Here is a 15,481-nt window from a genome sequence, read left to right as displayed (position 1 = left end):
AGCTACAGAGCTACAGAGCTACAGAGCTACAGAGCTACAGAGCTACAGAGCTACAGAGCTACAGAGCTACAGAGCTAGGATATTCTTAAAGGGAAACTAAGCAAGTAAAAGACTATATTATTGAATTATATAATTGTTCGTATAATGTATATTATGTTAAATAAGATATTTGAAAACCTACCATATATAAAGCTTCACTACATATGTTGCTGCTACGCTGTTTTATTCTTTGCTACAATGAATTTTGTAGCTTACTCACAACTGTATCTGTTGCTCAAGCAACTTACCAAGCTGTGACACTTAACCATTTAAATTGGGTTAACCCTATTTCTAATCTTAGCCAGAATAATTCTCTAGGAAGCTTTCACTAAAATTGTCATTAATTCTTAATTTACCCTAGTGAGCTATGCTACTCACTATCTTTATGAGTTGCCATAAAAAACCCACTTTCGTGGGCTTTTCTGTTTAATGTAAAGGAACTTTATCTACTGTACTTTGCTGCGCTCCTAGCTCAGAACGTACAACCTGTAATTCAAATCCTTGTCTATCCAGCACAGCTCTAGCGCTTTTATCGGTTAATGAAAAGAATATACTGACCAAAAATGCTAATGGCATTGAAAATAATGCAGGATTATCAAATGGAAATATGGCTTTTTCATGCCCTAATACACCAACCCAAACTGTCGGAGATAAAACTACGAAAATAATTGCAGAAATAATTCCTGTAAAACCACCATATATAGCTCCTCGAGTGGTCAAATCTTTCCAATACATAGAAAGAATAAGTACAGGAAAGTTAGCTGAAGCAGCAATACCGAACGTGAGACCCATTAAGAAAGCAATATTCATTTTTTCAAATAAGATTCCACATGCTATTGCGATCACACCTAAAACTACGACAGAAAGACGAGATACAATCATTTCTTGTTTTTCAGTTGCTTTGCCTTTCTTAATGACTTTTTGAAATAAATCATGAGAAATTGCTGAAGCTCCAGCCAATGCCAAACCAGCAACAACCGCCAAAATTGTTGCAAATGCTACAGCAGATAAAAAGCCAAGTAATAAATTTCCACCAAGCGCCTTTGCTAGATGCATCGCAACCATGTTACTGCCGCCAATGAGGTCACCACCTAATTGTCCACCTACAAAATAGTGTGGATTAGTGCCTACTATAGCGATTGAAGCCAAACCTAAAATACAGACTACAATAAAGAAATATCCAATATAGCCAGAAGCGTAAAATACTGAACGGCGTGCTTCAGCAGCATTTGGTACTGTAAAAAAGCGCATAAGAATATGTGGTAAACCTGCTAAACCAAAAATTAAACCGATAGACATAGATAACGTATTAATTGGGTTTGATAGCATTGGTCCTGGTTCTAAGACTTTTTGTCCAAGTTTATGCGCATTAACGGCGGCCGTAGCCATATTATTTAGACTGAAACCAAATGCTTTAAATGCCAGAAATACTAAAACTGTTCCACCAAAGAGTAAAAGAATTGCTTTAACAATCTGTATCCACGTTGTAGCAAGCATTCCTCCAAAAATGACATATACCAGCATTAAACAACCAACAAGAATGACAGCAATTTTATAATCTAATCCAAACAGTAATTTAATAAGCTGGCCTGCTCCCACCATTTGCAAAATTAAGTAGCAACACACCACGATGAGCGAGCCACAAGTTGCTAAAATACGCGTTCTTTGCGGATCTAGTCTGTACGAGACAATATCGGCAAAAGTATATTTTCCAAGGTTTCTAAGTCTCTCAGCCATCAAGAAAGTTAAAATGGGCCAGCAAACAAAAAAGCCAGTCACATAGATAAAGCCATCATAACCTTTGAAGAAAACCATACTTGAAATCCCAAGTAAGGTTGATGCCGACATGTAGTCTCCAGCAATCGCCAGACCATTTTGTTTAGCAGAAATTGCATTGTCAGCTGTATAAAAATCTTCTTTTGATACAGTTTTCTTGGCAGCTTTAAAGGTAATAAGCAATGAAATACCAACTACGCATCCAAACATGATGATTGCAGTCCAGTTTCTTGGCTCACTTGGAGCCGCCCAAGCACCCGAGCTAAGTAAAGCGAGCATGGTAAAAGCTATATATTTATTCATAACGGTATTCCTTTCTTAATTTTTCTTTTTGTTTGTCAAAATATTGATTTGTAATGAAGATATATAAGCCGGTTATTAGCCAGCTTGATACAATAACAATTGCAGCGATAGGCAAACCAACTGTGACCTTGCTTGCTTCTAAAGGCATTGCAAGCAACTCAGGTCGAAATGTGGCTGTTCCCATAAAAATAAAATAAATGCTAAGTACGATTAAACTTAAAAAAACAGCGAATCGGTTTCTTTGTTTCACCATCTTTTTAAATTTAGTATCTAAGACGATGTTTGCTTCCTGAGGGATGTTCATATAAAAAATCCTTTTTTATGTAGATCATTATTTACATTCAGCAAAAGAACTATTGGTGAAATAGTCGTGATACCGTTCTCTCAATATCTTTTTACTGATTTTTCCAGTTGGTGTATGAGGTATTTCTTCTACTAATATCGTTGCTGAAGGAATGGCCCATTTATGTAATTTAGAGGATAGGAAAACTACAATTTCCTCATGTTCAATAATTTGTTGGGGAGATTTTGGCACTAATATTAAAAGTGGGCGTTCACCCCATTTTGGATGATTGGCAGCAATAACAGCGGCTTCAGCAACTTTTTCATACCCCATTGCTGCATTTTCGACTTCAACACTACTTACCCACTCTCCTCCTGACTTAATCATATCTTTCGCACGGTCTGTAATATGCATATACCCATATTCATCTATGCATGCGATATCTCCTGTATCAAACCATATATTATTTTCATCTAAGGTTTTAGGCTGATTGATATATTGCTCAGCAATCGTATGTCCTCTTACTTCTAAAATGCCTTCATGAACACCATCGTGAGGAAGTAATTGATGGTTCTCATCACGTAATCTCATTTGAAGGCCAAAGATAGGTTTACCGCACTTAATCGATTGAGTTTCAATATTGTTTTTGATTTGATCTAATCGATTACAAGTTCCCATTGAACTGGTTTCAGTCATTCCCCAAGCATTTTCAACAGCAACGCCATATTGGCTCAAAGACTCAATTAACGAATATGGTGCAGCAGATCCACCAGAAATCGCACGTTTTAAACTGACTGATGAAATATGGTGATCTTCAAGATAATTTTTAAAAGAATTCCAGATGGTAGGAACAGCCATAGAAATATCGACGTGCTCTGATTGGATCAAATTGAAAATTTTCTCAGTCTGACCGGCAAATGAGTGAGGCCAAACAATTTTTGCCCCCGATAAAACGGCGTTAAATGGCATTCCCCATGCGCTAATATGATAAAGAGGCACCAATGGCATAATACAGCTGTCATGCGTTAAGCCAATCGCATTTGGCATGCTGAGTATTAACGCATGTAATACCGTACTACGATGTGAATAAAGAACACCCTTGGGATCACCTGTTGTACCGGATGTATAGCAAAGTCCACTTGCACGTTGTTCCGGAATATCTGGCCAATCATATTCAGGCTGTTCTGAAGCAATGATCTCTTCATAAAACATAAAATCAAATTTTGCTTGTAGATCTCTATTAGGATTGCCTAGCACGATAAAATGCTTTATGACTGGCTTTATATGTTCATAAATAGAATCAAGCAATGCTAAACAATCAGGCTCAATAATAATTACTTCATCTTGAGCAGAATTGATAATTTGAATTAATTGTTCAGCTGCCAATTTAGGATTAATTGTATGATAAATTCTTCCCGTACATGGGATGGCATAATGTAATTCAAAGTGCTGATATGAGTTCCACGCCATTGTTCCGACTTTAGCATCAGGACTTACACCTAATCGATCTAATACATTGGCAAACTGAGCAACTCGCCCGAAAGCATCTTTATATGTATATCGATGCTTAGTGACCCCATCTGCCTTTAAGGATACAATTTCTTGATCTGCATAAACTGTCAAAGCATGCTGCATTATTGAAGTAATATTTAAATTACAATGCATCATTAATCCATTCGTCATTCTTATTTCCTCACACAATTTAGCAACTGATTCAGATGCTTATATGAGTCAATGCAACTATGGTGCCAAATATTTTTATTATTATTTTCAAAAACTTACTTTAAATTATTATTTTTCTTTTTTGAAAAAATTTCAATTTTGAAATTAATTATTTATTAACTTCATTCTACGCCACAATGTAGTCCGGCTAATTCCAAGTTTTTGTGCAGCAAGGTCTAAATCGCCATCTACTTCGGCAAGTATTTGTTCAATTAGACTCAATTCCTGATTTACCTTTACTTCTTTTAATAAAGGTTGTGCAGTTTGATTCATTTGCGGCTGAAATAGCTCTGGTAATTGTTGCTTTAAAAATTCTGGAGTTAAAATTTCCTGATCAAGCTCCAATAATACATTAATTCGTTCAACAATGTTTTCAAGTTCGCGGATATTACCCGGCCAAGAATAATGATAGAAAGTCTTCTGTAAAATATTCGGTAAATCATCCAGCGTTTTTTTATATTTTTCTAAAAACAGATTCGCTAAATACAAGACATCTTCTTTTCGCTCTTTTAAAGACGGCGTATACACTCTTAAAATGTTTAAACGATAGTAAAGATCTGCTCTAAACGTACCATTTTGTACTAGCTCTTCTAAGTTCGCGTGAGTTGCAGCAATTACACGTATATCTAAATGATGACTTACCACTGAACCTAAACGATTAATCTGTCTCTCTTGCAATACTCTTAAAAATCTCGTTTGGAGATGTAATGGCATATCTCCAATTTCATCTAAAAAAAGTGTGCCAGTATGCGCCGCTTCAATTAAACCAATACGCCCATTTTTTTTCGCTCCTGTAAAAGCTCCTTCTTCATAACCAAAAAGCTCACTTTCTAATAAACTTTCCGGAAAAGAAGCACAGTTGATTGCGACAAACGGTGCTTTATAACGACGGCTATGATTATGAATACTTTGTGCCAGCACTTCTTTGCCCGTACCACTCTCACCCGTAATAAGAATCGTACTATCGGTTTTTGCATATGCTTTTGATAACTTAATAATCTGCTGGAAATTGGAATTTTGAGTCAAAATCTGGTCAAAGGTATATCTGGTATTAAAGTTTTTAGACGAAACCTTTCTAAATTGGCTATTAGATTGCTCTAAGGCATTTAACTCCTGCACTCTTAAGATATAGCCATCTATATAGTCATTTTTTAGCTTGGAAATATATACAGCAAGCTTTAGATTTTTAAATTGAACGAGTTGATGACTATTTTCTTGATCGATATCAAAGTTGAGGCCTTCAAAAATCTCTAATGCTGGTTTGTTTAATACATCTGAAGGATCTTTTTCGAGTAAAGCACTCATAGAGCTATTAATTAAAGAAATCTTTTTTTGTTTTGTGATAAAACAAATGCCTTCATTTAAATGATTAAAGATCTCGGTCAAACGTAAAGTCGAGTACTGCTCCCTACGGATCTTTTCAAGGGTACGCAAAGCATTTTGCAGCAAGTCTTTTAAAGACGGTACACTAATGGCTAAATCCCCGACTAGATTTTCATTCAGTGCCAGCTCTACTGCAACAGGCGAACCAATAATGGCGTCAAAACCTTGCTTCTTAATTAAATGAATGGTTTTCTTGGCATCTAAATATGAGTCATAGTTAAATTGTTGTATGTCTAAAGCAAAAATATCCGAATAATTTTCAAGATCGACAGTAGACGTATTCCCAACCAAAGCGATGCGCTTATATTGTTTTAAATTTGATATGGCCTGAATAACATCAAAAGTTCCGGTTCGAATAACCTGTATATCAATGTTTAATTTCTTTTGTAGAAAACTTGCTGTGGCTCCCGTACAAAGAAGAATCTGACAGCCATTTTCTACTAAGGTTTGAGCAACATCTTGTACATCAGAAATATGGCATTCCACCAAATCAATTTCATCAGAATCTACTTCTTTTATAGCTTGCTCAACCAAAGAACGAAAACCATTAATATTAGGTTTTTTAATATAGGTGACCAAAATATTAATTGGTTTTCGATTTAGCATTTTTTACTCCATTAAAAAACGTTTTATATAGGGGCAGAACTATGACCGCCGTCGACTTTAATTTCGATGCCTGTGATGCCTTGACCAGCTTGAGAAGCAAGTAATAGTAAAGGCCCATTTAAATCATCAAATTCTACAAACTTCCTTGTAGGAATCTTTTTTAAAAGCTGTTGCCCTGCCTCACTCGTTAAATATTCTTCATTAATTTCAGTAATCATATAACCTGGAGCGATGGCATTTACATTTATACCAAACCTAGCTAACTCTACTGCCATTACTTCTGTTAAATGGCGTAATCCAGCTTTTGACGCACAGTACGGGCTAACACCAAGGTTTGTAGACTGAGATAAAATTGACGTAATGTTGATGATTGATCCTTGTTGTCCAACCTTAATCATATGCTGCACAACTTCTTGTGTACATTGCCAAGGGGCTTTGAGGTTAGTATCTACAATCTTATCCCAGTCTTCATCGTTATAATCTAAGAAACGCTTGGTATCACTCACACCAGCATTATTAATTAACACATCTATTGTGATTCCTTCTGCTTCTAGATTATTAAGCATATCTTTTACAGCTAAACGGTCATTTATATCTAATGAAAAAGTATGAACTTTTACTCCAAACTCATTTTTGATATAGCTCTCTAACTCTTTCAATCGTTCTAGCCGTCTGGCACAAATGACAATATGAGCGCCTTCCTTAGCAAACAATTCAGCCATATGATGACCCAAACCACTTGAAGCACCCGTAATTAAAATATATTTATCTTTTACGTCAAAAATATTCATTCTTCTATACCTCCCTTTATTATGCCTGCTTCCCTAGTAGCTTTTTAGCAATGCTCATGCGATGAACTTCATTTGCTCCATCATAGATTCTGAAACCGCGTGCATCTTTAAAAATTTTGCAGACTACTGATTCATCCGTCATGGCCTGTCCACCTAAAATCTGAACTGACCGATCTACCACACGCCATATACCTTCAGAGCTGATCACTTTAACTAAACTGGACTCGTAATTTCCTTTCTCGCCCAAATCTAAAACCTGTGCACAATAATGAACGGCTAATCGAGTCGTTAAAATATCCATTTCATTGTCAGCAAGCATAAAACCAACGCCTTGGTGGTCTCCTAATCTCTTACCAAAAGATTGGCGTTCTCGTGCATATTGAGTAGCAATATCATGTGCTCTCTTGGCTTGTCCTAACCATCTCATGCAATGGGTTAAACGAGCTGGGGCGAGGCGAACTTGAGCATATTTAAAGCCTTTACCAATTTCACCCAAGACATTTTCTTTAGGTATTCGTAAGTTCTCAAAGCGTAAAATGCCATGTCCTCCCGAAAAACATGAATCCATAGCATTCATATTTTTTTCTAATATAAATCCTTCAACATCCGTATCTGTTAAAAACATAGAAGCAGTGCCGTCTTCCATCTTTGCCATAATAATAGCGACACTTGCTCCTTCTGCTCCTGTAATTAACCATTTACGCCCATTAATAACGTAATCATCGCCATCAGCAATTGCGGTTGTTTGAAGCATAGATGGATCTGAGCCAGTACCCGGTGCAGGTTCCGTCATAGCAAAACAAGATCTAATTTCTCCAGCTACCAGTTTTCTTAACCATCTTTCTTTTTGTGCATCATTTGCAACAGCATCTAATAGATGAATATTTCCTTCATCAGGCGCATGAATATTTAAAGCAATAGGACCTAAAGCAGAATAACCCGCTTCTTCGAAAGCCACAGCCTTTTGTAAGTGCGACCATCCAAGTCCGCCCATTTCCTGACTTGCATGAGGGGTAAGTAGCCCCCAACGGCGTGCACGACTCACTAATTCACTGCGCAAAGCTTCACTAGGCCCATGGCTATCTTGACGAGGATCATTTTCTAATGGGATCACCTCTTGTTGGATAAATTCTCTTACTTTCTTTTGTAATTCTAATAATTCATTAGATAGCGTAATCATGAGCTGAGCTCCTTTAATTTAAAACCTTGGGTCGCGATATAAGTTTCATACACATCATCCATAGCGCTATTAAATAGCTCATTTTTAATCAGATTATATGCAGTGAAGTTCTGGAGTTTGATTCGTTTACTTATGACAATTTGATTTTCAATCTTTAAATCAAGAATATTTAAACAGCCATAATCCTGCTCCTGCGAATAGACATCTTTGCAGTCATGCCCATATACCCAATTAATGAGTATTCTGTTCACAATATCGTGCGAAGAAATCAGAATATTCTGGTCTTTGTTCGCCGTTAAAATTATCTTTTCAAACCATGCCAATACACGATTAATAAAGAGAGACCAGCTTTCGCCTTGTACAAATAATTCAAGGTTATTTTTATGGAACTGATAAGCCTTTTTGATTTCCAGTTCAGCACGATCCAACGAAATTTCTCTTAAACGTCCTGCTCTTATTTCTCGAATATCATCAAATGACATAATGTCTTTATGCTCGTTTTGATAGCTATTCAAAATCTCTGCGGTTTGTATTGAACGAGGCATAGTAGACGAATAAATTTTTTCAAAATTAATATCGCGTAATTGATGCGCTAAACCTTGTATTTGCTCTATTCCACGTTGAGATAACTGGGCAAATTTAGGATTAATTGGATTATTATCTGCATCAAAATATGAAACGTGCCCATGCCGAACCAAATAAATTCGTAGCCGATATTTATCCATGTTGTGCTGCCTTTGGTTCAGTAATTTTTAAGTCTTCCGAATTAAGTGCTTTTAATATCTCAAATGTTTGATCCGAGTGTTTACCTTCACGTATATCGCTAACAAACAATTGAATAGCCTCATCAACATCTTTAATTGGAAAAGAAAAATAGTCTTGCACAATGCCTGAACGATGCAATTTAGAAATATCCTTTTGCAAAATATAAGCCTGCAAAATTTCCAAGCTTCTCATGAGCATTAACAAGTTATATTTCTGACTGCCCGATTGCGGTAAAAGCTCATTCTTAATGACAGCTTGGCTAGCTTTGATGAGGTCAATTATCTTTTGCTCGCTCATTCTTTTTCTCCCAATATTTCCAAGATATTCTTTTCAAGGCGGGGAACTAAAAATTCCGTTAGGGCTAGTTCAAGTGATGGAGTAGTCATTTCATTGTTTCGGTCAGACTGTTGCATGGCAATAATTGCCCATCGAACATGAGACAGCACATGCCAGAACTTCATTTCAAATTCAGGAATATAAATATCGGAAATTTCCGCATAGGCTTTGGCAAAGTCCTTATATGAACCTATTCCCCCTGCTATATTTTCATCTTGACCAAAACGCCAGCATTTAGAAGTAAACCAACCTATATCTTCTCTACGGTCGCCCCATTGGGTAAATTCCCAATCTAAAATTCCAGAAATCTGATCATCATTAATCATGATGTTGCCTATACGGTAATCACCATGGACTAACACCAGATCATCAACTTTTGGAATATTGTTGAACATCCATTGAATGGCGTACTCAAGAATTGGACGATGTCTTTTTAAGCTATCTAGCTGCTCTATAAAACTTTCAAGTTTTTTCTCTAGATATTGATCTTTATTCGGTTTAGGAAGTAATTTTTCTAATATTTCATCTGATTGAATGGCATGTATTAAAGCCAGTTGTTTACCAATTTCTTGAGTAATTTTTTTTCGTTTTTCTTCTTCAGCAATTCGAACTAATTTATGGCCTTCTGTTACACCATCAATTTTTTTCATAATGAAGAAATCACTATTTAAAAAGTTAGGTGATTTTTCAAAATAAAGCGGCTGTGGCACTTTAATTCCAAAATGGTATAGGCGATCTAAAAGTAAATACTCTTGTTCCCGATCTGAACTGGCTTCTACGCTCGACTCAGCATTTTTTCGCAGAACTAAAGCAAAATCTTGAGTTTGAACGAGCCAATTTTCTTGAATAGCCCCACCACTCATCTTTTTTAACTGAATCTCATGAGGAATTAACCCCAAATTTTCCTGCAACAGGCCGCTCAATTGCAGTATATGGTTAGCATTCATTATTCACTCCTTGTAACTATATGCATTGGAGCAAATTGCATGCCACTATTTTTATAATAAAATTCAAACACTTAAAAAACAAAAAACATTTCAAATATGAAATCAATTTCATATTTGAAATGCTAAATAAAAAGAAATTTATAAAACTCTATTGTACTAAATAGTTATTCATAGCTCTTCTAAAAGCGATATCCAAACTTTAACGCATATGCAATTGCACGATTATTTTTAAACTCAGCCTGCTCTGAAAATTCTTTAATACCTTCGATTGGTAAATAGTAGCCACCACCTTCAGCTTTAGTATCTCCTAACCAGAAATATTTTACGCCAGCAGCAATAAAATAATTAGGCGCTGGATTAAATTGAGCACCAAGTCCAAAAGACCAGTATCCTTTCACTGGTCCAAGCGTTGAAGCAGGACTACCCGAGCCTGAATCCCAGCCAATATCAGATGCAATACTCCAACGGTCAGTTAACTGTTGTCCCAACCCAAGCGTTACACTATATTGATCTTTTTGATAAGAATCCAAATCAATACCTTGTTTATATGCCCCTTCCGTTAATGTATCCATATACATTGCTGTAAGAGCATCGTATTGCGCCGGACGAATATTAAATTTTTTCCAATTCACCCATCTAAGGCTCATATAAGCAAGCGTCTTTTCAGCAATACCTGTTTGAAAATCTATATTTACTGATTGAGGTGTTTCGACTTTTGTCTTTGCAGGCGCAGTGTATTGTAGTGGTTCACCAAATATATTTTCATCTACCTGAAAATCATATTTAATTTTTGAACGGTAAGTTATAGCGGCTTTAAGCGCAATTTCCGGAATTTGATAACTTCCTCCTAATAGCCAACCTAGCTCTCCCTTTTCTTTGAATTTAGCATTGTATCCATTAAAAGCTTCGGTATATGCCATTCCTCTGAAAGAGACATCACCTTCTACAGTTTGATAGACAGGTCCACCATACACTTGAAAGTTTTTAATAGGTGAATAACCTAAAATAAAACTTAAATTTTGGCTTTTTACATTTACAGATGTACCTTCATGGCTGGCATCATCAGAATAACTATTATTAGGAAGAAGTGGATAAGCTGTTTTTGCAGCAAAAGGCTGATCATAAAGTAACCCAAAGCTGAATTGGTCTGTGAGTTGTAGCTTTAGGGCGGCAGTATAAAATTGATTATCTTGCCCAATATTTCCTGTATCTCGACTTTGATTAGGTTTACCAAGATCTGGACGATCATGAACTACGCCAGAAACAGAAGGATCAACAGCGAAGGCATTTGCTTCTGCATAATTACCAGCTTCTAAAAAAGGTAATATCGATTGGCCCGACTGTTCAAGTGCAGAAGCCTGACTATAACTACTAAAAACGACACCAATTACGCTCAATATAATTGGGCCAGATTTCAACTGAAGTCTGCTGCTTAAGAAATATTTCTTTGGATGAGTTACAAAAGTATCTTTCACTCTTTTTAAGTGTGATCTTAAGTCAGCACAATCCTTGCTTAGAGATTTTTCCATTATTCATCCTTAAATTATAATTTTTGTTAAATCGCTAAGTACCTAGCAATTTATTTGTTCACTAAAGTTATGTGCAGTAATCATAATGAACAAAATACAAGCTATAAAATTATTGACACAATGTCAATGACAACGTGTCATTAAAAATAAAACTATAGAAATATTGAACTATATTTTCATGGATGAAAAACGGAATACTATTTAAAAATAGTTTTACAGATAGAAATAAAAGAATTTTTAATGGCACAATCCTTCTTAATTTGTGCCATATAATGTTGAAATCCAAATATTTTGTAATACCTGAATTACAATTTCAGGTTGAACTTGTGAGGCATGTCCAAAAGTTTCTGAAAGATATCGCTCTTCAAGCCAAATCAAAGCTTTTGCTGTTTCTTCTACTTCTACATCTTTTTTAATTTTTCCGGCTAACTGCTCTGCTTTTATATGCTGAGCAGCTGCAGTAATAAAGTCTTGTATTAAACCACGATAAACTCGATCAACACGCTCATCCCCACTCGCAGCTTCAACGAAAGCTCTTAACAGACGGCCATGCTCTACATAAACATTTACTGAATCGACCAAAGCCCGACGCAAATCTTCCTGATGATTAGTGCCAGCTAACCAACGGTCCGCGATATCAAATAGTTCTTTACTAATATTCTGAACAAGTCGCAAAGTAAGATCATTTTTATCACGAAAATGAACATAAAAAGCTGGACGTTTTAAACCTGTACGTCGCATAACCTCATCAATATTGAGATCACGAAAATGATGTTCACTTAAAAACTGTTCAGCAGCTTCTAATATTTCTCGCTCAGATTCTTTTGGATCATGTTTCGGTCTACGGCGAGAAGTAGTCATACTATCTTATTTCCCTATTGGCTTCGGCCTCATTGTAGGTATTAACAAATCTTTCGACAAGTGTTTATAACTCTGACACCACTCGGTAATAGTTTAAAAATCAGAAAACCCCAACCTTTTAAAAACTCAATATCCCCATAAAATTCAGTATATTAAATTTATAAAATCCTCATTTAATTCTTACTTTCACTTCACAAAGAAGGACACTCACCATAATTACATACAGTCATTGACACAATGTAATTATTAATTTAATAATATTGATATGCCTAAAAATTGGATTAAGGCTTTGTCCATCAGGAAAAAATGAGGATTAAAAAATCATCATCTTAGAGATTCTAACTGGTGCTCAATTTACTCAAATTGTGTGAAGAGGAAAAAGATATGAATTCATCAGATCAAAATACTATTACTGATGTTTTAATTATCGGTGCAGGGATCGCAGGTATCAGCGCAGCCTATCATTTAAAGCAATATAGACCCGATACAACATTCGCTGTATTGGAAGGACGTGACAAAATTGGAGGAACTTGGAGCCTATTTCGCTACCCAGGTATCCGTTCAGATTCAGATATGCAATCTTTTGCATTTGGCTTTAAACCTTGGACAAATAAAAGGGTTTTTGGCAGTGCACAAATGATTTGTGATTATTTACAAGAAACCATTACTGAAAACGAAATCGAATCGCATATTCATTTTGGTTACTACATGACAAGTGCTGAGTTCTCATCTGATGAAGGCATTTGGGCAGTTAAAGTAAAACGTAAAGATCAAAAAAGTTTAACCACTTTCCGCTCTCGCTTTTTACTCATGGGTACTGGTTATTATGACTATAATGCTGGTTATACCCCTGAGTTCAAAGGAACTGAAGAGTTTCAAGGTCAAATCATTCATCCTCAACATTGGCCAGAAAATCTTAATTATTCTGGCAAAAAAGTAGTAGTCATTGGTAGTGGGGCTACAGCGGTCACCTTAATTCCTGCGATGGCTCAGGACGTTGAACACATCACGATGCTTCAAAGATCGCCAAGTTATGTGATGGCTGCACCAAGTACAGATGCCATTGCAAATACTCTAAATCGCTTTCTCCCTCCTCAGCTTGCTTTCAATATTGTTCGTCGTAAAAACATTCTCCTAACTCGTGGGGTCTACAATTTAAGTCGCCGTTTTCCAAAGCTGATGCGCCGTTTTTTAATTTCTGATGTACGACGTAATTTACCGAAAGATTTCGATATCGAAACCCATTTTTCACCTAAATATAATCCGTGGGATGAGCGCTTATGTGTTGTGCCTGATGGAGATATGTTTAAAGCAATTTCTTCTGGAAAAGCTTCAGTGGTAACTGATCATATTGAACGTTTTACCAAAGATGGAATTTTACTTAAATCAGGAAAAGTACTGGAAGCAGATATTATTATTACAGCCACTGGTTTAAATGCTGTCGCATTTAGCAAAACCCAATTAATTGTAGATGGAGAAAAAATTAATTACCCAGATACCACAATCTTTAAGTCAATGATGCTCTCTGATGTTCCCAACTTTGCCTTCGCATTTGGTTATACCAATCTTGCATGGACTTTAAAAGTTGATCTTGTATGGAAGCACTTCTGTCGCCTTCTTGATTATATGGACGACAATAACTTTAAAACTTTTAAGCCAGTGATTGGCAACAAAGATATGAAGCGTGTTCCTTTTGTTGACTTGAACTCAGGATATATTCAACGAAGTATTACCCAATTTCCAATGGCTGGAACAGAAGGCCCATGGATATTAAAGCACGACTATAAATTCGATTTAGAGCGACTTCATAAAGGCTCTGTATTTGATCAAGAGTTACAGTTTTCAAATCCGAAAACCCAGAAAAAAATTACTCTCATTACAGAAGAACCCCTGACAGCACAAATCAAAGTTCAGGCTTAACACGGCGATTTGCATTTTCACCTCTTATCTAAAGTACCAGTAAGAGAAAAAAATCAATTAGGGAAAATAAGATGGAAAATATTAAATTTACAAGTAAAGGAGTTACCTGTTCTGCATGGTATATCCCTTCAACTTCAGAAGAGTTTATGACATCTCGAGGACGACCTTGCATTGTTATGGCAACAGGCTTTGGTGGTACAAAAGACACAGGATTATTAGATTTTGCTGAGCCATTTAGCCAAGCAGGCTTTGATACTTTTATATTTGACTATCGTGGATTTGGTGAGTCAGCAGGATTACCTAGACAACATGTATCCTATATTAACCAACGCGAGGACTATCATGCAGCGATAGCAGCTGCACGAAGTTTGCCACTTGTTGATCGAAACCGCATTGTACTATGGGGTACCTCTTACTCTGGTGGTCATGTCGTTGTCGTTGCTGCACAAGATCCAAAAATATCAGCGGTTGTCTCCATGAACCCTGCTACAGATGGTTTAGCAGCGTTAAAACAAGTTTTCCAATATGGTGGAATAAAACAGATCACGACGGCTATAGGTCATGGCATCAAAGATTTGATTCATGCCATAGCTCAACGTCCTCCACATCTCATTCCAATTGTTGGGCAACCTGGTACTGCTGCCATGATTAGTACACCGGGTGCTGAAGAAAGTTATACCGCAATGGCAGGTCCAACTTGGCGTAATGAAGTCTGTGCTCGTGCAGCTCTGGAAGTCTCATACAACCGACCAGTTACTTTTGCAAAAAATGTTAAGTGTCCTACTTTGGTACAAGTCGGCTCTAATGACCAAATTGCACCACCTAACCCAGCTCGAAAAACGGCAAGCCTAATTCAAGGGCCTTCTAAACTATTGGAATACCCTATTGATCATTTTGATTTCTATACAGAATCTTGGCACGGCAAGATACTAAATGACCAAATTGAATTTTTAAAGCAGTTATTTGCCCCTAAAACAAATAGGCCTAAAAGCTAATAAATTTATTTGAAATATTCTTAATCAGAAAGGATAAGGAAATCT

General features: G+C 36.4%; 13 protein-coding genes. 2 read left to right on the top strand and 11 right to left on the bottom strand.

Features of this window, described 5'->3' with window-relative positions; all coding sequences use genetic code 11:
• Nucleotides 1-465 precede the first annotated feature (465 nt).
• The 11 genes from actP to KTI78_RS15040 form a co-directional block, all read right to left on the bottom strand.
• Complete coding sequence (gene actP / locus KTI78_RS15090) at nt 466-2,118, bottom strand: cation/acetate symporter ActP (RefSeq protein ID WP_262446583.1); 1,653 nt, start codon at nt 2,116-2,118, stop codon at nt 466-468.
• Nucleotides 2,111-2,422, bottom strand: a complete 312-nt coding sequence (locus tag KTI78_RS15085) for a DUF485 domain-containing protein (RefSeq protein ID WP_062936949.1) — start codon at nt 2,420-2,422, stop codon at nt 2,111-2,113. The genes actP and KTI78_RS15085 overlap by 8 nt, the downstream gene beginning before the upstream one ends.
• 27 nt (nt 2,423-2,449) lie before the next feature.
• Nucleotides 2,450-4,084 carry a long-chain-fatty-acid--CoA ligase gene (locus KTI78_RS15080; protein WP_262446582.1) on the bottom strand — a complete coding sequence of 545 codons (1,635 nt, stop codon included), beginning with the start codon at nt 4,082-4,084 and terminating at the stop codon, nt 2,450-2,452.
• Nucleotides 4,085-4,228: 144 nt separating this feature from the next.
• The gene (locus tag KTI78_RS15075) at nt 4,229-6,112 is read right to left on the bottom strand and encodes a sigma 54-interacting transcriptional regulator (protein WP_262446581.1); all 1,884 of its coding nucleotides are present in this window, start codon (nt 6,110-6,112) and stop codon (nt 4,229-4,231) included.
• A 23-nt stretch (nt 6,113-6,135) separates the two neighbouring features.
• Complete coding sequence (locus KTI78_RS15070; protein WP_174765629.1) at nt 6,136-6,903, bottom strand: SDR family NAD(P)-dependent oxidoreductase; 768 nt, start codon at nt 6,901-6,903, stop codon at nt 6,136-6,138.
• A gap of 19 nt (nt 6,904-6,922) precedes the next feature.
• Complete coding sequence (locus KTI78_RS15065) at nt 6,923-8,083, bottom strand: acyl-CoA dehydrogenase family protein (RefSeq protein ID WP_262446580.1); 1,161 nt, start codon at nt 8,081-8,083, stop codon at nt 6,923-6,925.
• Nucleotides 8,080-8,808: a histidine phosphatase family protein gene (locus tag KTI78_RS15060; protein WP_262446579.1), complete on the bottom strand. Its 729-nt coding sequence runs from the start codon at nt 8,806-8,808 to the stop codon at nt 8,080-8,082. Before KTI78_RS15060 ends, KTI78_RS15065 begins: the two co-directional genes overlap by 4 nt.
• Nucleotides 8,801-9,145: a hypothetical protein gene (locus KTI78_RS15055; RefSeq protein ID WP_262446578.1), complete on the bottom strand. Its 345-nt coding sequence runs from the start codon at nt 9,143-9,145 to the stop codon at nt 8,801-8,803. Before KTI78_RS15055 ends, KTI78_RS15060 begins: the two co-directional genes overlap by 8 nt.
• A complete protein-coding gene (locus tag KTI78_RS15050; protein ID WP_224991905.1) occupies nt 9,142-10,131 on the bottom strand; it encodes a phosphotransferase family protein in 990 nt (329 codons plus the stop codon). Before KTI78_RS15050 ends, KTI78_RS15055 begins: the two co-directional genes overlap by 4 nt.
• A 179-nt stretch (nt 10,132-10,310) precedes the next feature.
• Nucleotides 10,311-11,660 (bottom strand): OmpP1/FadL family transporter, encoded by a 1,350-nt coding sequence (locus KTI78_RS15045; protein ID WP_262446577.1) that lies wholly within the window; start codon nt 11,658-11,660, stop codon nt 10,311-10,313.
• A 255-nt stretch (nt 11,661-11,915) separates the two neighbouring features.
• Nucleotides 11,916-12,521, bottom strand: a complete 606-nt coding sequence (locus KTI78_RS15040) for a TetR/AcrR family transcriptional regulator (RefSeq protein ID WP_224991907.1) — start codon at nt 12,519-12,521, stop codon at nt 11,916-11,918.
• Nucleotides 12,522-12,905: 384 nt separating this feature from the next.
• Between KTI78_RS15040 and KTI78_RS15035 the strand changes: the two genes are divergently transcribed.
• Complete coding sequence (locus tag KTI78_RS15035) at nt 12,906-14,441, top strand: flavin-containing monooxygenase (RefSeq protein WP_262446576.1); 1,536 nt, start codon at nt 12,906-12,908, stop codon at nt 14,439-14,441.
• Nucleotides 14,442-14,512: 71 nt separating this feature from the next.
• On the top strand, nt 14,513-15,436 hold the full coding sequence (locus KTI78_RS15030; RefSeq protein WP_000427718.1) for an alpha/beta hydrolase: 924 nt from the start codon (nt 14,513-14,515) through the stop codon (nt 15,434-15,436).
• Nucleotides 15,437-15,481 lie beyond the last annotated feature (45 nt).

The sequence above is a fragment of the Acinetobacter sp. WU_MDCI_Abxe161 genome, assembly GCF_025514355.1.
Taxonomy (GTDB): domain Bacteria; phylum Pseudomonadota; class Gammaproteobacteria; order Pseudomonadales; family Moraxellaceae; genus Acinetobacter; species Acinetobacter pittii_E.
This window is presented reverse-complemented; position numbering and strand designations above follow the sequence as displayed.